Origin of the sequence: Candidatus Palauibacter scopulicola (assembly GCF_947581915.1) — a bacterium.
Taxonomy (GTDB): Bacteria; Gemmatimonadota; Gemmatimonadetes; order Palauibacterales; family Palauibacteraceae; genus Palauibacter; species Palauibacter scopulicola.
The window spans coordinates 1-19,800 of the sequence record NZ_CANPWG010000071.1; the positions used below are offsets into that span (position 1 = coordinate 1).

Consider the following 19,800-nt stretch of genomic DNA (forward strand, 5'->3'; position numbering starts at 1 on the left):
CAGATCGGAGCGTTGCGAGAACAGGTCGAAGCCTTGCAGCGGCAAGTCGAGCGGCTGAGCGCGCGGGTGACGGACTTGACCGGATACTCCGGGACCTACGGCGCAAGGCCAGGGAGCAGGTGGAGATGACGCGGCGGCTGGTGGAACGGATTAGGCCGCGCGGGCCGGACCGCGATGCCGGACCAAGCCGCTAGTATCACCGGCCGCGAGAAACCAAGCAGCGGCGCGCTGCTCCGCCCGCCCACCCCGAACGTGAGACATCGGCGGGTGGATGCCGCATGAGTCGCCGGACGTGGTTGGGTTGGTGAACCGTAGCGGCGACCGCCTTGTCCTGAAGTCCGCGAAGGCCGTGGCATTGCCTGCTCAGGGAAGTGGTGGGCTGGCGGCCCTACACCACCGCCCGCCGGGGCGTGACTTCTTTGGCGATCTCTCGGCCCGCTTCGATCTCGGTTCGGCGAAGCTCCCAAGTCTTCTGGAGATTCAGCCAGAGTTGCGGAGTCGTACCGAAATAGGTGGCGAGCCGCAGCGCCGTGTCCGCGCTCACGCCTCGCTGGCCGTTGAGAATCATGGTCACGCGGTTGACCGGCACTCCCAGCGCCTTGGACAACGCATTGGCCGACAACCCGAGCTCGTCGAGTTCCTCGCGCAGGACTTCGCCCGGATGCACCGGCCTCATCCCGTTCCTCGCGTTCATGTAACGCCTCTTTTCAGTGATAATCCACGATCTCGACTTCCGACGGCCCGTCCTCCGTCCACCGGAAGCAGATACGCCACTGCGCATTGATCCGAATGCTGTGCTGACCGGCGCGGTCGCCCCGCAGCGATTCCAGCCGGTTGCTCGGCAGTGCGGCGAGGTCGCCGAGCGTCTCGGCGCTGTCCAGCAGGGTCAGCCTTCGTGCGGCCTGATCGGAGAAGCCGTGAAAGGCCGCGACGCGCCGCCCCTCGAAGAAACGTCGCGTTCTCCGGTCCCTGAAGCTTCGTATCATTGGATCCGAATGTATGCCTTGTTACGGATTCCGTAAAGGATGGATGGTTGCCAGCCTCATCGGAGTCTCGAATGGCGACGGCGGCGGCAATCCGAATGAGTCGAAGCCTTGCGGCGGCAAGTCGAGCGGCAGACCGAGGAGAACGCCACCTTGAGGCGGCGAATCGAGCGGCTGTACGGGCAGGTGACGCGCTTGACCGAGCACTACGGGACATCCGCCGCCGTTGAGACCGCGCGGCGGCAGATGGTCTGCGGGATGGCGTGCTAGCGTGGAGCAACCCCCGGCGAACGGCGACTACGGCTGCGGTGCTCGCCACTGGACTCGAATGGTTCCGGCGTACACTTCGTCAGAGTTCAGCGCGGGCTCGTGGTTGATGCTGATGTCTAGGACCTCCGCAGTGACGATGTAGGTCTCTCCGGCGGTAGTGGGGTACGGCGGAGGACCGAAAGCCAGCGTCGGTTCAGCTCGGAGCCGGGTGCTGGCGCGGGGCCGCAACAGCGACTGCTTCCGGCAGCCCGCTTCCGGCGTTTGGGTGTAAGGTGTGGTGGTCCCCTTGCGATAGGTCCGAACCACGACACAGGCTCGGGGTTCGGTAGGCATATTGACGCGCACGGTTTGGTCCGTGGGGTTCTTGATGGTCACGCCCACGCGGGCGAAGGCCCAACCGGGGCGCTCGGACAGCACGTCGAGCCCGGCCGAAACCTCGAGCACGCTGACGGTTGCGATCTTGGAGCGCTCCGGAGCCAGCGCGTCCGTGCAGGCGAGGACGAGGGCAACCACTACGCCGGAGGTAGTTCTGGGCATCGCTTCACCAATTTCAACCGGTACGGAGTCCACCCCTTCAACGTCCCGGTCGCTAGGTTTGAGACAAGCCTGATAGAGCGGGCAAGGCTGGCAGGAAACCTTCCCTTGTTCGGGTCGAACCGCCTGTCAGTATACCCTCAGATCGGCGAGCACGTTGAAGCTGCGGTCCAAGTCGAGGCGGATGCCCTCGATTCGGCTTACCGTCCACTGGGTCCCGTCTTCGGTCTGTCCGTGCAAGATGCCCCACAGGTTCACCTCGCGCGGGTGGCTGGTAAGCTCAAAGACGGGCGCGCCGCTGTTCCCCGGTTCGCTGGTCCCGGTGACGATATCGGAGCACCGGATCTGGTACGCCGTGACGCCGATAACGTACCCGGAGAGGGCGCAGGTGTGGTCCAAGGTACCTTTTTGCCAGCCGGAGACATAACCGACGTATTGGAGTTCCGTTCCGACGACGGCCGGGAAGCAGGCAGTTTCGACGAGCCCGAAAGGGCAGGCCGGATCGGCGTCAGCAACTAGCCATTCGTCATCGGCTGCGGCAGTGAGTGCTGTGGAGCCGAGCGACGCGATTCGGGCGATGTGGCCACGGGCCGCGTCGGTTGCGTCATCGAACTCGATGAGGGCGGCATCGCTACGTCGGCAAAGCGCGGTGACGTCGCAGTGGGGGTGTGAGGTGGACGGTGCGTCGTCATACTCTTGGCCAATGTTGTTGTCGTTCATCGTGGCTTGGAAGTGATCGCGCCCGTCGTCGCTGTAGATGCGTTGGGTACAGTGGGAGGCTGTAAGATACCCGTTTCTTGTGCTTGTGAGCCGCACGATCGGCCCCATCGTACAAGGGCCGTTCGTTGACGCGCCTTCGGCCTTGAATCCAGCAAAGTAGGGCGGGTCCACAGTCTGGCCCAACGTCACGTTCGTCCGGTCTGTTTTCGCACCGATCCCTGCGAGCGGCCCGATTGCGGGCACGATCGGGCTTTCTACGCCAATGACCAGTGCCCCGGAAGGCACGCCGGCGGCCTCGATGTCGGCGCGCAGGCCCGCGGCCAGCCCGGCGCTGCTCACACCGACGTATACTCGATTCGTTCTGTCGTCAATGTCCATGAACACGACGCCGGCCCTCCACTGCCGGGCAGCGAGCTTGAACCAGCGATTGAGGTCACGCCAATCGTAGGCCGCCTCCACGAATCGAACAGTCATCGCCTCCACGCGGTGGTAGGACTTCACCTCGGTGGGCTGCATGGCCATGAGGCTGTCGAGGGCGACCCCCGTCTTCCTGAGGTCCTTGAGCCACACAACGATGCTTCCGTCCGTGTCCTTGTAGGCCCCGCCGAAACCGCCTGGAACCTTTGCGGCTGCTTGGGCGAGCAGGTCGTTGAAGTCCTTGGGACCATGGGGAAGCGCGTACTCAGGCCCACCATAAAGGTCTTGCGAGTCGAAGCCCCCGGTGGCCTCGTCAACTTCGAGAAAGATGGGGCCGGACTCCGGGACCAGCACGTCGCCGCCCTGACACGCCTCGCCCCCCACCGCGATCCCGACTATCAGGAGAGCTGCCCCCAGGCCGTGCCATGGCTTGAGTTTTTTCTCTGCTCCATCTGATCGCTTCGCCGTCAACCCTGCTCTCGTCCTCATTTCCATGCGTCTATCTCCCTCATTGGAATCAACTATACGGCACCAATACGGTCGCGCGAACTATCACACAAGGTTCCGACGACGGTGGGAGGGCGGTACGTTGGGGCGATTGAAGACCGAACGGGGACAATCCCTACTATCGCCGTCTGCGAGAAAGCGCGATCTCAACCTGGCAAATGGTCCCTTCCAGAACACCCGCACTCCGCCGACCTCCGGCTCCGGTCGCGAGGTTTGGACGATGATCGAGTGCTCGACCTGCCGGCGAATCAGGTTCGGCGACCGTACCACCGAGTGTGTTGGTCGTTTCGATCCCAGCTCCTGACTTTGGTCTAGCGGCACGATCGCTTCTATTGCCGCATCGAGCCGGTTCGCGCACTTTCCGATAGTCCGCCCGCCCGCCCGAACGAGACTCAAAGCCGCCCATACCCTGCCCGCGCCGTCAAAGATGACCAACTTCCTTCCGCATCCCGTCTTGCCATTCGCCGGGGGTGTTCAAGGCAGGGACGAGATTCGTGACCCAGTTACGTAGCTTCGGTTGGCGGCTCAAGCTGTATCCGGCGCGTGCGCAGGCGGCGCGGTTCGCGCTGTGGGCGCGAGCGGGCAGCGAACTGCGCGATCTGCTCTTGGAACGTGACCTGGAGCACTACGTGGCCACCGGTAGTCGGCTGAGCCGCCGCGACCTTCAGGAGGTGGTCTACGAATTCGCAACCAGCCACCCGGATATCGACTGGCCGGCGCAAACGCGCAACCAGCACGCCAGGGACCACGCGGTCGCCATGCGCAACGCGTTCGGGCGGCTTGGGGCGGGCGGTACGGGCGGCGCGGTAGGCTGGCCCGTGCCCCGACGTGGCAGACCGGTGTCGATCTATGTTCACAACCAGATCCTCAGGGTCAACGCTCGCTACATGAGGTTGGCGCGCGCCGGACATGGGTGGACCCGCTATCGGGGCAGTATTCCGGAGGGCACGATCCTTTCCGGCCGTGTTCGGCGAGCGGCTTTCGGGTGGTCGCTTTCGCTTGCGATGAGAGCGCCGCTGCCGCCGCATGTCGAACCGGAGCGGTCGAAATGCCAAGTCGAGCTCGGTCGTGGCGGGATGATTAAGATTGCGGACCGCAGGGCGACGACGGTGTATCCGGGCACCCCGAGGTGCCGGGCCGAGAAGGCCAGGGAGGCCAGGCTGAAGCGGCGGGTGTCGAGGCGGTGTTGGCGCTGCACCGAGTGCGGCGCACTGATGCGAGGCGATGCGCGGTCATCGCTTCTTGCGCGCGACAAGCGGCAGGCGCCGTGCGGTCACTGGATCGTGAACTACGAACGCACGGGGCGGCTGGAGCGTGCCGAGGCTGCGCTGGATGCGTTCCGGCGGCGAGCGCGGAACCGCCGAAAGGACGCGGTTCACAACGTGACGGCCGCCGTCATTCGCACCTACGGCGAGATCAACATAAGAGCCAAAGCAGCGCGTGATTCGGCTGCCATGGAGTTCATCCGCCAGTGCGACTACAAGAGCGAATGGTATGGACGAAGAGTGAAGACGGAGGGTACCGCCGCGTAGGGCGGGAACCCGCCCCATGAGGGGGCAAACGGACGTGGAGACCTGCGGTTCCTGGGGTCGAGGAAGCGTCAATCCCAATCGGCCACACAACGATCCTTCCGCGTGAAGGCCGTGCGGCGAGTACGATCTGGTGCGACCTCGGGGCTCCCACGCCCCGGCTTCATCAACCAAGAATCTGACAGCCATTGCCGACATCAGCGTGGCCCTGCTCCTCCCTTGGGGCAGGGCTCGAACGCCGACATTCTCGATGCCCAGTGACACTGTGCGAGGTTTTCCGAATCCCACCGTCAGTTTTTGCCGCAATCAGTCTCTTTGGGGACGTGCAGGCGGCTGGCCGGGATGCGTGTCGTGATAACGTATCTCTTTTCTTGTCAACGATTTATCGTAGTCATGCCTTGTCCGTCGCGAGTGGCACCGTTTTTGCTCCGTCTCGTGGTCGGCGGCCCGAAAACGAACCGGGCGCTTTATCGATCACCCGTTCAAGGAGAACGGAATGAGCAGACTCAAGCAGTATCTCGCGGCGGCAACGTTGTTTGCCCTCCCGATCATCGCGGCGTGCGGAGAAGACGTGATGCCTCCTCCGCCGACGGGCGACATCGTGGGACAGGTGTCGATCGAGGGCATGGGGGTCGACGGAGTATCCGTCTCCCTTAGCAACGGCGCCTCCACCGCCACGGCTGGTGGCGGGAACTACCGCTTCGACACCGTGGAGCAAGGCTCCTATACGGTCACGATCAGCGGGTTCCCCGCGGACGCCAGCTTCGACGCAACCTCAGCTCCCGCCAGCATCGGCGACACCGGCGGGACGGTCACCGTGGACTTCCGCGGCACCTATATCCGCACCGCTTCCATCATGGGGACGGTCACGGTGGAGAACATGGGTCTCGGCGGTGTCACTGTCAGTCTTTCCGGCATGGCCGATGGCCAGACCACGACCGACGATTCGGGTCAGTATTCCTTTACGGGACTGCGGGCCGGGACGTATTCGGTCGAGATCTCCAGCTTCGACACCAACGAGGTCAGCTTCTCGAGCACCTCCGGTGCCGCGACGGTCGGCGTCGGCGAGTCGAAGGTCGTGAGCTTCGACGGCACGTATCTCCGCACAGCGGGGATTCAGGGCCAGGTGAGCGTGGATGGCGAGGGCCTTCAGGGCGTCACCGTAACGCTGGTGGGCGAGGGCGAGGACCGCACGGAGGTAACCAATGCCTCCGGGCTCTATGGGTTCTCGCAGCTCAAGAGCGGCACGTACCAGGTCGCGATCACGAACCCCGATCCTGAGGACTACGAGTTCACGACCACGTCGAAGAGCGCGACCGTTGCCACCGGCGAGACCGCCAACGTGCCGTTCGAGGGCACGCTGCTGCGGACGGCAGGGATTGCGGGCCGGGTCAGCCTCGACGACGGCATGGGCTTGGACGGCGTGACGGTCACGCTGGCGGGCGCGGCCGAGGCGACGGCGACAACATCGGGCGGCGGGCAGTACTCGTTCGCGGGTCTGGCGGCGGGCACCTACGTGCTCAGCATCGCCAACCCGAACCCGACGGCGTACAACTTCGCCGAAGCCGAGATGCAGAAGACGGTCATGCTGGCCGACGACCAGTCTGCGATCGTGAACTTCTCGGGGACACACACCCGGACCGCTTCGGTGTCGGGGATGCTGTTCATCGACGAAGTGATGCAGGACAAGATGCACAACGATGGCGAGCCCTCGATCACCGAGGCGATCGCCCCGCTGGTGGCGGCCGGTGCGCTGGACGCGGAGGTTGTGGCCGGTCTGTTGGCCAAGGCGAAGGTGAAGTTGCGTGGTCCGGATCTGAACACGGAGACGGACATCGCCATCAACGCGGACGGCAGCTTCTCGACGGGCGAGAGCCTGATGGCCGGTTCATACCAGGTCGAATTGCCGGTCAACGACGACGACGTGGCGGCCGGACTCGAAGCCGCCGGCATCGCGTTCGTGGGCGAGTCGATGGTGGTAACGGTCGAAGCGGGCGGCAGCGCGACCGCCAACTTCCCGTTCCGGATCACGATGCAGACGGTGGCGACCGGTGCCCGCATGGGAGCCGGAGATCATCTCGGTGTTCCAGTGCCGGGCGTGAAGCTGGCGCTGTACGCGCGGGCGGATGGCACCGGCATGCTGGGCGAGGCCACGACCGACAAGATGGGCATGGCGTCGTTCACGTTTGCGCGGGCGGACAACACGGGTCCGGGCGGCAACGACAACATCGTCTTCGTGAAGACGGCGGATCCGGGACACGCCGATCTGAAGGTGAGCGGCAACGAGTTCGTCGAGATCGCATACGCGTCGACGGCCCGACTGTACGCTGCGGACGCGGATGAGGATGTGGCAACGCTCGTCAACGTCGCGGTCGCGTTCGACTTCTGGGTCAAGAGCAACGAGATGGCCCGTGACGGCGACATGGGGCTCGGCGGCTGGAACACCCAGGTCTACATGGGCGATCCGAAGGCTAAGGACGCCAAGGCTCTCATGATGGTTGACGAGGACGGCGACACGGTCAACGCGACCATGCCGACGAACGACGGCAAGAAGAACATGGACGATCTCGGCAAGTCGTCGTTCGCGTACACGGTCGACCCGACGATGCTGCCCGCGATGTTCACGGTAATGGCGGCGGCGAAGGGCCAGCCCGACATGGGCGAGGCTTGGGAGCAGGGCGACGCGCTGACCTTGACGCACACCGGGCTCGATCTTCCGCCGGGCAAGGACGACGACATGCTCGACCTTGGGCCGCTCCGGGTCACCTTCACGACGCAGGCCATCTACGTCGGCGTGCACCGTGAGTTGGACGACCGCACGGGGTACACGGACTACATCGGTCTTGGGGACGGCGACGGCCGGCCGGAGAAGGACGGCAGCGCGGTGGGCGAGATCGAGATCACGCTGATGACGGCTGACAGCCGCGGCCGCTTGAGAGCCTTCGAGTACGATCACGACGCCGATCCCAAGACGGACGATAAGAGGGCTGTCGCGACGGCGGGTGCCTCCGGCATGGTGTCGTTCAAGAACATCCCGACGGACACCGAGATCACGGTTGTGGCCGATGAGGGAAGCGGCATGGTGATCGTCCCGGACAGCCGGGCCTCAAGAGAGATCGACGCGTTCGGCGACCAGTTGGACGACCATCCGGACGGCGTGATCGTCGGCGCGTTCGGTGACATGGGCGGTGCCCGCCCGGACGTCTGGCTGTGCCCGCTGCAACGGCAGACGAGCGACGACCCCAACGAGGTGTGCTCGACCTACGCCTACAAGTGGGCGACGGGGACGATCTCGGGCTCGATCAGCGGTCTCGACAAGGGCGACAAGGCCACGGTGAGCCTGACGCCGGTCAACAGCAACGACGACTACGCGGACGATCTGGAGGACGACGTCACGGTCACCGCCGGGAACGGCGGCGCGGCCAAGTACACGTTCACGGACGTCGCGGATGGTCGTTACAGGGCCACGCTCGCGGCCAAGGCGGGAAGCTGGCAGGAAGACGAGACCGGCGTGCTCTCCGTGATGCACGACGAGGGCGACGACGACGACGAGTACACCGGCGACAGCGCCTCCGGCAACCTCGACGCCACGAATCTGCGCGGCGTGGTCCGGGGCCGGATCGCGAACGACTCGAACGGCCGTAGTGGCCTGACGAGCGACGAGTCCAGGGCGGGCGTCAAGGTGGCCATCTACACGGCGAAGAAGGTCGGCGGATCGGGCACCACCAAGAACAATTACGTGGCCGACAAGGCCGTGGCCGACGCGGACGGCGATCCGCTGATGGCCGAGACCGACAGGGACGGCGTGTACGTGTTCGAGGGCCTGACCAGGGACGACATGTATTTCGTGAAACCGCAGGGCACGGACCTGTACGCCGCGGTCAGGAACGGCAACACGAAGATCGGAGCCAAGGCCGAGAAGGCGACGGATGTCGTATCGCACGCACTCGTCACGGCCGGGTCGCCGCCCGCGCCGGGTAGCGAGCCCGGGATTCCGACGTGGAACTATCACACGAGCACCGCTAGCGTCGGTGCCGCCGACTTCGTGCTCCTCTACAAGGACGGTGAGGTCGAGGGCGATGTGATGGATCCCAGCGTGCGGGCCGCGCACAGTCGCGCGGTGGTCGAACTGCAACTGTGCAAGACGACGGCCGTGGATACGACGACAACTCCGTCGACCGTGACCGGGTGCGACGACTTCGACGACGTGGTCGTGGAAGCGTCCGTGGACGCGAAGGGCAATTGGAGTGCCGAAGGCCTCATGGAAGGCTACTACGAGGTGACTCCCGACCTGCCGGCGGGCTACATCAGCGTCAACGCGTCCGGTGGAACCACCGCCGATGATCCGAACACCCTGTTCACCCAGCAGGTCGTCGAACTGATGGGTGGGCGTGCCGATGACGACACCGAGACGTTCTACATCAAGGATAGGAACGCGGGCAGTGGCGCTACGCTCGAAGCCACCATCGAGGTCGACGGGACGGATTGTACTCCCACCTCAAGTCCGACCAACGCCGCTCCGCAGTGCGGCCACAGCGACGACGGAGAGTTCTCCGTGGTGGTCACGGCATCCTCCGGCGCCACGATCCGGCTGAGCTCAAGCGCGACGGATGCGACGCCCAGTGGATCGGGGACATACTCGCAAGCGGTGACCAACGGGAGAGCCACGACCGTAACGTTGCCCAGGGCGGGCACCCGGACGTACTACATTCACGTCGCGGCCGAGGACGGCTATTCGGCCAACGACGCCTCCGCGGCGGGCTTCAGTATCCGGCGCGACGCCGATGTCCGAGTGAAGGAAATCACGATCACGTGGAACGGCGACAGGATCGAACTGGATCGGGACGGTCTCAACCTGGATCCCGACGGTGAGACGGATCCGGTGACCGGGACGACCACCCTGAGGGTCACGGTCGACAAGGGCGACAACAATGGGGCGATCCCCACGACGGATCTCACGGTTGCAGCCGCCAGCATGACCACGGGATTCGGCGTGGTTGGATTCGGCACCGTCGACGTGACCACGACTAACATCGCGTGTTCCAGCGCAGACTTCACCGGCCTCTCCGGTACCTCGGGGACCCTCACGCTGCCGGCCAATTCGGGCTCCACGAAGGGAAGCGACGGGGTCTGCTTCAGGATCCTGGACAGCGACGGTGATTCCTCGGACCCGGACCAAAACGCGAACAACACCCGCGACTACATCCTGATCGTCACCAGGAAATAGGAACGGAGCAACCCGTAGGGATTCCTCCGAGGAATCCCGATGGCGCAGTATGGGGTCGCCCCCGTCCGGTCCGCCGGGCGGGGGCGATTTCTCTGGATGAGCGCGGCCAAGCAGCCTTTCGGGGCTCAGCTGACCGTTCGCAGCTTTGTCCGAGGGCAACCGATGTTCAGTCAGCCCGTGGAGGAGCGGTCCGTCGGCAACTTCCCCCACGCGGTCAAGCCGCTCTTCGTCGGTGTCGCCGTTGATCCACCAAGCCGACGGCTCGACCCACCCCGGGCAACGCAGCCGAGGGTGCTCGCCAGCCGTGAAACCCGCTTGTGCAGCGGGCGAACCGACTACAACGATTCGACACCAAGGTCTTGTCTCCGCTCCCTCCCCCGCAGTCCCGATGGAGGTGAGGGGCCGCTCGTAGGTGGCTTTGGTCGCCAGCGAGGGTGAACCCGTCGGGGGTTCGAGACCACGGCTTCAACGGACGGTTACGTCCGAGGACGGCCAGTACGGTGGAAGGGATTCCAATTCAGATTTGCATATCTTAAGTGATACACGACACGGTAGCGTTGACACGTAAAAGATTATCATATAATGAATTACGTTACCGCAAAGTCACATGACGCGGGTTCCGCCGGGACTGGGCGACCTCCCGAACCTTGAGGACCTTCGGCTCTCCGATAACTGGTTGGAGGGACCGATACCGCCGGAGCTCGGCCGGCTCGAGCGATTGACCGTGCTCTGGCTGGACGAGAATCGGTTGACGGGACCGCTGCCGCCGGAACTGGGCAACCTGAGAAACGTCGTATTCATGTACGTGGGCATAAACCAACTGTCCGGCGAGATCCCTCCGGAATACGGCAATCTTCGCAACGTGTGGGAACTCGGTCTCGACGAAAACGAACTGACCGGGCGGATCCCCCCGGAGCTCGGATCCCTCACGGAAACGGGCGGCGAACTCAACCTGCGGCACAACAACCTGACCGGACCGATCCCCGCCGCTCTCGGCAACCTTCAATCTCTTCGGAAGCTGCGGCTCGGATACAACAACCTGGAGGGGCCTGTCCCGCCGGAGTTGGGGCGGATGAGGAATCTGGAGTGGCTGGACCTGGCGCATAATCCGGAGCTGAGCGGTCCCCTTCCGACGACGTTCGCGGGCCTCGGGAGACTGGGGCGGTTCGAGTGGACGGGGACGGGGCTCTGCCTGCCGGAAGATCCTGCCCTGCTTGACCAGAGGAGCCGCTGGCGCATGCCGCGTTGCGACGGCGAGGCGCTGACCGGTTCGCAGGCGTACCTCACGCAAGCGATCCAGTCGCTCGAGTTCCCGGTGCCGCTGGTCGAGAGCGAATCGGCGCTTCTGCGCGTCTTCGTGATCGCGCCAAGACCCACGGGCGCGGAGATTCCCGACGTCCGCGCGACCTTCTTCTACGAGGAAGCGGAAATCCACACCGTCGATATCCCCGGGAAACCGACGCCGCTGCCCATCGATCTCGCCGAGGCGGAGGCATCGCTCGAAAAGTCCGCCAACGCCCGCATTCCCGCCTGGGCGATAAGACCCGGACTGGAAATGGTGATCGACATCGATCCGGAGTCCACCCTGGACTCGGCACTCGGCGTTTCGCGCCGAATTCCGGAGTCGGGCCGCCTGCCGGTGCGGGTTGAACGCATGCCCCGATTCGACCTTACGATCGTCCCCTTCGTATGGCGTACCCAGCCGGACTCGACAGCGATCGATCTTGCGGCGGAGATGGCGGCGGACCCCGAGGGACACAGGCTGCTGTGGGAGACCGCGAACCTCCTTCCGGTCGGCGATCTGAGGGTCGTGGCACACGAGCCGGTACTGACATCGAGCAACGATGCCGACGTGCTGCTCGATGAAGTGGGCGCCGTGCGCGTCATGGAGGGCGGGCGGGGGTATTACATGGCGGCGCTCTCCGGCGAGGCCACGGGCGCCTGGGGCGTGGCGTGGATCCCGGGATGGACGAGCTACGTGCGTCTCGGCGTGGTGGACCAGCCCGCCGAGGCATCGACGATAGCGCACGAGCTCGGGCACAACCTGAGCCTCTACCACGCTCCTTGCGACGTGCGGGCCACGCTGGATCGCGCGTACCCCTTCCCTGATGGATCGATAGGTGCCTGGGGAATCGATTCCCGCTCCGGCGACGATGTCGTCGTCCCGAGTACGACGGCGGACTTCATGTCCTACTGCGACCCCGCCTGGATCGGCGACTACCATTTCGGTAAGGCAGCGATTTTTCGCAGCCTGGCCGCGGCACCCGATGCTCCTGGGCCGCCCACGGCCACCATGCTCCTGTGGGGCGGCGCGGAAGCGGACGGCACGCCGTATCTGAACCCGGCCTTTGCGGTCGACGCGCCGCCCGCGCTGCCGACCTCCGACGGCGAGTACGAGATCGTCGGACGCGCGGCCGATGGCCGTATCCTCTTCTCGTTGAGTTTCGACATGACGCGTGTCGCCGATAGCGAAGGGAGGATGGGCTTCGCGTACGCGGTCCCCGTCCATGGCGAAACGGCCGCCCTTCTTGAAGAGATCGCGCTTTCCGGTCCAGGCGGCGCCGTGACGATGGACCGGGACACGAACGAGCCGGCCGTCATCCTGCGCGACCGGCGCAACGGACAGGTGCGCGGTCTGCTCCGGGATCTGCCGCAGTCCGTGGGGACGCTGGCCGAGGCCGTGGCCGGACTCGGCGTCGGGCCGGACGTCGATGTCCTGTTCAGCCGCGGCATCCCGGACGGCGGCCGGCGACGGTAGAACCGTCCTCCGCAATCCGGGGGGTAGCGCCTGCAGCGCGTTGCGCCGAGTGGTTGGCGCGGAGCAAGTTGGGGACGCCGTTCAGCGATCCTCCGAGCCTCTGAGCCAGCGAGTTGTCATGCGTATCGGCCCCGCTCCCCTTCTCGTTCTCTCCGTCGGCGTCTCCCTCGGCTGCGAACCCGGCGACGGCGCGCCCGGCGTGACCGGCGAGCCGGGGCTGCTCGAGTCGGCCTCGGCCCGGCCCGTGGCGCCGCTCCTCGCCGAAGAACCGCCGCCCGCATTCGGCGCATATCCCGGCGTGCGGCACGGCGGCAACTACATGCACAACTACTACCTGCCGCCGGCGCCGGGGACGACGCCCTGGTTCCCCTCCTGGTCGCCTGACGGCGAGTCGATCGCGGTGGGGATGGCCGGTTCCGTCTGGGAAGTGGACGTGGAGACGGGCGACGCGACGGAACTCACGCGCGGGGGCACGTACCACTCGTCCCCCTCCTACTCTCCCGACGGCCGCTGGATCGCGTACACCGCCGACTACGGCGGCGAGCGCATCCAGCTCGAAATGCTCGACACGGCAACGGGCGAGACGCGCGCGCTCACGGACGATCGCTTCGTGTACGCCGACCCTGTGTTCTCTCCCGACGGCACGCGCCTTGCCTACGTGTCGAGCGGGCCCAACGGGTTCTTCAACGTCTACATCCGGGAGGTGGCGGACGGCGATTGGGCGGGGCCCGAGATCGCGGTCACGAGCGACAACTCCTACGGGAACAACCGGCTCTACTTCGGGCCCATGGACATGTATATCTCGCCCGCCTGGATGCCGGACGGCGAGGAACTCCTCCTCGTCTCGAACCGCGACGTGCCGCTGGGCTCGGGCAACGTGATCCGGGTGCCGGCGCGCGCGGACGGGATCCTGGAGGCGCAGACGGTGCTGCGGGAGCAGACGCTGTACCGCACGCGGCCGGACGTGTCGCTGCACGGCCGGCGCTTCGTCTACTCGTCAACGGCGGGGGCGGCGGACCAGTTCAACAACCTCTACGTGCAGCCGACGACGGGCGGTGAGCCGTACAAGCTCACCTTCTTCGAGCACGACGCATTTCATCCGCGGTGGTCCCCCGATGGGGAGATGATCGCCTACATCACGAACGAGGGCGGTCTCCCCCAACTCGAACTCATCGAGACCTACGGCGGCGGCCGGAGGCGGATCGAGATCGGGGAGCGCACCTACGCGGGGCCGACGGGCATGCTCTCGGTCACGGTGCGCACGGACGCGAGCGGACGGGATCCCGTTGCGGCGCGCGTCACCCTCCTGGGGCCGGACGGCAAGTACCACGCCCCGCCCGACGAGTACGCGCGCATCGGCCAGCGCGGGCGCTACCCGGCCTTCCACACGGACGGGACGTTCACGGTCGCGCTCCCGCCGGGCGAAGCGGACCTCACCATCCTGAAGGGCTTCGAGATCGAGCCGCAGCGCATGAAGGTGGCGATCGAGGCGGACGCCACGGTGGAGCTTGAGGTCACGCTGCACCGGTTCGCGGACCTCTCGGCGGACGGCTGGCACAACGGTTCCACGCATGTCCACATGAACTATGCCGGGAACCTCCACAACACGCTCGAGAACCTGATGTTCATGTCCGCCGCGGAGGACCAGGACATCGTGAACGAGCAGGTGGCGAACAAGGACAACCGGATCCTGGACCACCAGTTCTTCGTGCCCGGCGGCGGCGAGCACCCGGTGTCGGCTGAGACGGAGGACATGGTCGTCATCGTGGGGCAGGAGTACCGGCCGCCGTTCTACGGACACGTGTTCATGTTCGGGATGCGCGACCACCTCATCTCGCCCTTCACCACGGGATACGAGGGGACGGCGATCGAGAGCCTGTATCCGTCGAACACGGACATGATGCGGAAGGCGAAGGACCAGGGGGCGACGACGGGCTACGTCCACCCCTACTTCGGCGACGTGGACCCGCTCACGTTCGGGCTGATGGGCGGGAAGGGGTTCATGGTCGACGCCGTGCTGGGGACGAGCGACGCGCTCGAGTGGTCCACGGCCGAGCGGGCCGGCTTCTTCCCGCTCTACGCGCTGTGGAGCAACGACGTGCGGATCTGCGCGACCGGCGGGGAGGACTCGATCAGCAACCTGCACGCCACGCCGCTGGTGGGGGCGATGCGGACGTACGTACGCCCGCCGGACGGGCGCCTGACGGCCGACGGATGGTTCGAGGGCCTGCGGGGCGCCGCGGCGTTCGTGACGAACGGGCCGCTCGTCGAACTCACGGTAAACGGGGAGATCCCGGGTTCCGTCTTAGGTCTGGGTGCGGACGCTGCGAGCGTGGAGGTCTCGGCCAGCGTGCGGTCGATCGTGCCGTTGACCCGCGCCTGGCTCGTGCGCGACGGCGAGGACGTCCTCGACCTCGAACTCTCCGACGACCGCATGTCGGCGTTCTACTCTGGCGACATCGAGATCGACGGGAGCGGCTGGATCCACCTGCGGGCGGAGGGAGAGCCCGAGGAACGGTTCCCGCTCGACGCGGGCTATCCGCAGGGGTTCACGAACCCCGTCTGGTTCACGGTCGGTGGCGAGCCGATCCGCGACGCGGCGGGGGCGCAGTACGGCCTCGACTGGATCGACGAACTCGAACGCCAGGCGCGGGAGTGGCCCGGCTGGCGGTCGCAGTCCGAGCAGGACCACGTCTACGCCCAGTTCGACGATGCCCGCGACGTGTACCGGCGGCTGCTGGCGGAGGCCGGCGGCGCGGGCGGCGAGTGAGCAGGGACACGCGACCTTTCGGGAAGGACGGATCGAAATGCCGAGGCTGACGCTCCTCTCCCTTGCGCTCCTGGCGGCCTGTGGCGATACGGGGGACCGGCCGACCACGGGCGCCGCCGGAACCCTGGAAGGCCCGGACGCGATCCTGAACGCCGTGACCGAGGAGGTCTTCACCGTCGGGTCGGCTACGGGCGACGACTGGGACACCTTCGGCAGCGTTCGCTCGGTGCACTTCGACGCCAACGGCAACCTGCACATCTTCGACGGTCAGGCCGAGCACATTCTGGTTGTCGGGCCGGAGGGGTCGCTGATCCGTACCGTCGGAGGGCAGGGAGAGGGACCCGGCGAGTTCGAAAACGTCACCACCGCGATCGTCGCGCGTGACGGCTCCTACACGGTACTGGGATTCTCGCACATCGATCTTCTCGCACCCGATGGCGAGTATGTGCGGCGCATCAACCTGGACCCGATGACGACGGGCATCGTCATCGCCAGAATGGCTCTTCCCGACGGCCGCCTGGTGGCTGGCGGGATCATGCGTTTCGGCGAGGAGGAGGAGGAGGAGGAAGAGGGCCACCCCATCCATATCTTTCCGCTCGACGGAGCCGAGGCGGAACTGCTCTACACCGCCTGGAGGCCACCGGACGAGGAGGAGGACGAAACCAGCGTGAGCGGGTCGGCGGAGACCGGCATGCGCGTGGCCTGGTCGGCGGGCCGCGCCTTCGAGCCCTTCGTCAACTACGACCTCCTGACCGATGGCCGCCTCGCGCTGATCGACTCGATCGGCTACCGGGTCAAGCTCATCGGACTCGACGGAAGCGTTGCCGGAACCATCGAGCGGCCGATCGCGCCGCTTGCGGTCGACGACGCGTTGATGGAGGCCGCCCGCGACCGGTACCGGGAAAGCACGGCGCGCAGGAACGCCATGAGAACCAACTCGCCCATCCAGATCGACATGGAGGGGGTGGAGGGGCTCACCTTCGCCGACGAGGTGCCGGTGCTGTATGGCTTGAAGGTGGACTGGGAGGACCGAATCTGGGTCAAGCGCCGGGGCCCGACGGGCGACGACGACGGCCCGACGGACATCGTGACGCCCGACGGGGATTATGTCGGCACGTTGCCGCCGGAGGGGCTTCGGACCCCCGACGCCTTCGGCCCCGGTGGACTCCTGGCCTACATCGAGCGTGACGAGCTGGACCTGCCGACCGTGCGCGTGGTCAGGCTGGTAGCGCTGGAGCCGGAAGGGTAGGGCGTGCATCCACGACGGTCGCGAACTGCGGCGGGGCCGTCGAGCGCCGAGCCGCGTAATCGCCCGTGAGCGAGCCCGTCAGCGGGAGGAGCCCGTACCGGACGGAACTCACGCCGCTCGAATTCCTGCGGCGGAGTGCGTTCGTGTACCCGGACAAGGCGGCGGTCGTGCACGGCGGCCGCAGCTACTCCTACCGCGAGTTCGAGCTTCGCGTGCGACGGCTGGCGACGGGGCTGCTCCGGGCCGGGCTCGAGCCGGGGGACCGGGTGGCCTTCCTGTCGCCGAACACGCCGCCCCTGCTCGAGGCGCACTACGGGGTGCCGGCCGCGGGCGGGGTGCTGGTCGCGATCAACACGCGGCTCGGGGCGGGCGAGATCGCCTACATCCTGGAGCACAGCGGTGCGCGGTACCTTTTCGTCGACCGGGCCCTCGAGCGCCTCGTTGACGGCGACGCCCTGCGCGGCGAAGGCGTGACGGTGGTGCGGATCGACGATACCGGGGCGGCCAACGATCCCTACGAGGCGTTCCTCGCCGGTGGCGAGGAGCCGCCCCCGCTCGCGGCCGGGCCCGCGGACGAGGAAGCCCCCATTTCGATGAACTACACGTCGGGGACGACGGGCCGTCCCAAGGGCGTCGTGTACACGCACCGCGGCGCCTATCTCAACGCGATCGGGGAACTCATCGAGATGGAGATGACGCCGGCCGCCGTCTATCTCTGGACCCTCCCCATGTTCCACTGCAACGGGTGGTGCTTCACGTGGGCCGTGACCGCCGTCGGCGGCACGCACGTGTGCCTGCGGGAGGTCGATCCCGGCCGCATCTGGGCGCTGATCGAGTCGGAGGGCGTCACCCACTACTGCGGCGCGCCGACCGTGCAGATCATGCTCGTCAACGATCCGGCGGCGCGGCCGCTGGAGCACACGGTGCGGACGATGATCGCCGGGGCGCCGCCCTCGCCGACCCTGCTGGAGCAGTTGAAGGCGTTGAACTTCCACCCGATCCACGCCTACGGCCTCACCGAGACGTACGGCCCCACGGCCACCTGCGCCTGGCACGCCGACTGGGACGGGCGCCCGCCCGCCGAGCAGGCCCGGCTGCTCGCCCGCCAGGGCCAGGGGTTCGTCACCTCCGACCTCATGCGCGTCGTCGACGAGGAGGGGAGGGACGTGCCGCGCGACGGCGCGACGATGGGCGAAGTCGTGATGCGCGGGAACATCGTCATGAAGGGCTACTACGCGCAGCCCGAGGCGACCGACGAGGCCTTCCGCGGCGGCTGGTTCCACTCGGGAGACCTCGCCGTGTGGCACCCCGACGGCTACGTGGAACTCCGGGACCGGGCCAAGGACATCATCATCTCGGGCGGCGAGAACATCTCCACCATCGAGGTCGAACAGACCGTCGCCCGGCACCCCGCGGTGCTCGAATGCGCCGTCATCGCCATCCCCCACGACGAATGGGGCGAGCGCCCCAAGGCCTTCGTCACGCTGAAGCCGGAAGCCGACGCCACGGAAGCGGAGATCATCGAGTTCTGCCGCGACCGCATCGCCCACTTCAAGTGCCCCGACGCGATCGAGTTCGGCCCCCTCCCCAAGACCTCCACCGGCAAAGTCCAGAAGTACGTCCTCCGCGACCGCGAATGGACCGGCCGCGACAAGCGCATCAACTGACCGCCGCCTGAAAGCCCGCCCAGGACCTGAGACGTTCCCGCGGGAACGTCACGGAACCGTCCCTCGCTTGACGTGTACGACACCGTGTCGCATACTACGACAACGTGTCGTTGTTTACCGCAACGGAGACCATCTACCGATGACGGTACCGAAGCTGGCGAACGCCGAACTCGCGGTCATGGAGCGCCTCTGGCAGAAGGGCGCTCAAACCGCGCGCCTGCTGCGCGAACACCTCTACCCGGACGCCGCCAAGTCGATGCACGGAACGATCCAGCGGCTGCTGCAGCGGCTCGAAGACAAGGGCTTCGTCCATCGCGACCGCGACCGCGCGGCCCACCTCTTCGCGCCGCGCGTCAGCCGCGAGGCCTACGCCGCCGGTCGCCTGGAAGCCCTGGCGGACCAGGTCACCGGTGGCTCGTTCGTCCCGCTGATCACACACCTGGTGGAGGAGCGGAAGCTCTCCGACGCCGACATGGAACGCCTGCGCCGGCTGCTGGAGGACGGATCATGACGGACCTCGCCCTGCAGATCGCCGGGAGCAAGCTCGCGATCTCGATCGTGCTCGGCGCCGTCGTGTGGCTCGTCGCGCGCGGCAACGAGCGGCCGCGCCTGTGTCACGCGCTCTGCCTCACCCTGCTCGCGGCGCTGCTCATCCCGCCGCTGATCGCCCTCCCGGTGCTGCCGGCCGAGTCGCGCGATGCGGTTCTTGCAGACGCCGCGTTCCCGGCTGCTGCACCTTCGGTCACCATGACCGCGGATGACACCCCGTCGGTCGCCACGAGTGGAATGGTCGAGGGAGGGTGGTTTGTCGAGTACGGGGGCTTGGGACTCGTCGTCGTCTGGCTCCTGGGCGCCTCCATGGTGCTCGGCCGGACGGTTGCACAGATGTGCAGCTTCCGCCGCTCTCTGAGAGGTGCCTCATGGCCGGCCCCGCCGCGGCTGCAGCGGATGGCGGTGGAGATCGCACGCACCCTGGGCCTCGCGAGAGTGCCCCTGATCCGTACGACGGATGCGGTCATCTCTCCCATGGCATACTGGAGCGGGGGCGCCGTTCGCGTCCTTGTCCCCATCGCCCTGCTCCAGAGCCTGAAACCGACCGAAATGCGCTGGATCAGCATTCGGTATCCGGCTCGTACCTTACGCTTATCATTGAACTTACGAGATTGGAC

11 protein-coding genes and 1 pseudogene are annotated in these 19,800 nt (G+C 66.4%); 8 read left to right on the top strand and 4 right to left on the bottom strand.

From position 1 onward, the window contains the following. Nucleotides 1-388 precede the first annotated feature (388 nt). The 4 genes from RN743_RS15285 to RN743_RS15300 form a co-directional block, all read right to left on the bottom strand. Nucleotides 389-676 (bottom strand): HigA family addiction module antitoxin, encoded by a 288-nt coding sequence (locus RN743_RS15285; protein WP_343219055.1) that lies wholly within the window; start codon nucleotides 674-676, stop codon nucleotides 389-391. Nucleotides 677-707: 31 nt separating this feature from the next. Continuing rightward, entirely contained in the window at nucleotides 708-986 is a 279-nt protein-coding gene (locus RN743_RS15290; RefSeq protein WP_310781095.1) for a type II toxin-antitoxin system RelE/ParE family toxin, read from the bottom strand. A gap of 294 nt (nucleotides 987-1,280) precedes the next feature. Beyond that, a complete protein-coding gene (locus RN743_RS15295; RefSeq protein WP_310781096.1) occupies nucleotides 1,281-1,823 on the bottom strand; it encodes a hypothetical protein in 543 nt (180 codons plus the stop codon). A 93-nt stretch (nucleotides 1,824-1,916) separates the two neighbouring features. After that, nucleotides 1,917-3,419: a hypothetical protein gene (locus tag RN743_RS15300; protein ID WP_310781097.1), complete on the bottom strand. Its 1,503-nt coding sequence runs from the start codon at nucleotides 3,417-3,419 to the stop codon at nucleotides 1,917-1,919. Between the two features lie 506 nt (nucleotides 3,420-3,925). Between RN743_RS15300 and RN743_RS15305 the strand changes: the two genes are divergently transcribed. From RN743_RS15305 to RN743_RS15340, 8 genes and pseudogenes are all read left to right on the top strand, one after another. Further along, nucleotides 3,926-4,963: a hypothetical protein gene (locus tag RN743_RS15305; RefSeq protein ID WP_310781098.1), complete on the top strand. Its 1,038-nt coding sequence runs from the start codon at nucleotides 3,926-3,928 to the stop codon at nucleotides 4,961-4,963. Between the two features lie 493 nt (nucleotides 4,964-5,456). Further along, a complete protein-coding gene (locus tag RN743_RS15310) occupies nucleotides 5,457-10,187 on the top strand; it encodes an SdrD B-like domain-containing protein (protein ID WP_310781100.1) in 4,731 nt (1,576 codons plus the stop codon). A 607-nt stretch (nucleotides 10,188-10,794) separates the two neighbouring features. Then, entirely contained in the window at nucleotides 10,795-12,945 is a 2,151-nt protein-coding gene (locus tag RN743_RS15315) for a hypothetical protein (RefSeq protein ID WP_310781101.1), read from the top strand. Between the two features lie 118 nt (nucleotides 12,946-13,063). After that, the gene (locus RN743_RS15320; RefSeq protein ID WP_310781102.1) at nucleotides 13,064-15,715 is read left to right on the top strand and encodes a CehA/McbA family metallohydrolase; all 2,652 of its coding nucleotides are present in this window, start codon (nucleotides 13,064-13,066) and stop codon (nucleotides 15,713-15,715) included. A 37-nt stretch (nucleotides 15,716-15,752) separates the two neighbouring features. Beyond that, nucleotides 15,753-16,964 (top strand): hypothetical protein, encoded by a 1,212-nt coding sequence (locus RN743_RS15325; RefSeq protein ID WP_310781104.1) that lies wholly within the window; start codon nucleotides 15,753-15,755, stop codon nucleotides 16,962-16,964. A 65-nt stretch (nucleotides 16,965-17,029) separates the two neighbouring features. After that, nucleotides 17,030-18,631, top strand: coding sequence for an acyl--CoA ligase family protein (locus tag RN743_RS15330; RefSeq protein ID WP_310781105.1), 1,602 nt, complete (start codon nucleotides 17,030-17,032; stop codon nucleotides 18,629-18,631). A 139-nt stretch (nucleotides 18,632-18,770) separates the two neighbouring features. After that, the gene (locus tag RN743_RS15335) at nucleotides 18,771-19,142 is read left to right on the top strand and encodes a BlaI/MecI/CopY family transcriptional regulator (RefSeq protein ID WP_310781106.1); all 372 of its coding nucleotides are present in this window, start codon (nucleotides 18,771-18,773) and stop codon (nucleotides 19,140-19,142) included. Next, nucleotides 19,139-19,800 (top strand): annotated as a pseudogene (locus RN743_RS15340) (hypothetical protein); the annotation flags it as partial. The gene RN743_RS15335 and the pseudogene RN743_RS15340, both read left to right, overlap by 4 nt.

Coding starts and splice junctions, on each gene's coding strand:
- RN743_RS15285 (WP_343219055.1), bottom strand. CDS start 676: ATGAGGCCGGTGCATCCGGGCGAAGTCCTGCGCGAGGAACTCGACGAG.
- RN743_RS15300 (WP_310781097.1), bottom strand. CDS start 3,419: ATGGAAATGAGGACGAGAGCAGGGTTGACGGCGAAGCGATCAGATGGA.
- RN743_RS15290 (WP_310781095.1), bottom strand. CDS start 986: ATGATACGAAGCTTCAGGGACCGGAGAACGCGACGTTTCTTCGAGGGG.
- RN743_RS15315 (WP_310781101.1), top strand. CDS start 10,795: ATGACGCGGGTTCCGCCGGGACTGGGCGACCTCCCGAACCTTGAGGAC.
- RN743_RS15335 (WP_310781106.1), top strand. CDS start 18,771: ATGACGGTACCGAAGCTGGCGAACGCCGAACTCGCGGTCATGGAGCGC.
- RN743_RS15325 (WP_310781104.1), top strand. CDS start 15,753: ATGCCGAGGCTGACGCTCCTCTCCCTTGCGCTCCTGGCGGCCTGTGGC.
- RN743_RS15320 (WP_310781102.1), top strand. CDS start 13,064: ATGCGTATCGGCCCCGCTCCCCTTCTCGTTCTCTCCGTCGGCGTCTCC.
- RN743_RS15310 (WP_310781100.1), top strand. CDS start 5,457: ATGAGCAGACTCAAGCAGTATCTCGCGGCGGCAACGTTGTTTGCCCTC.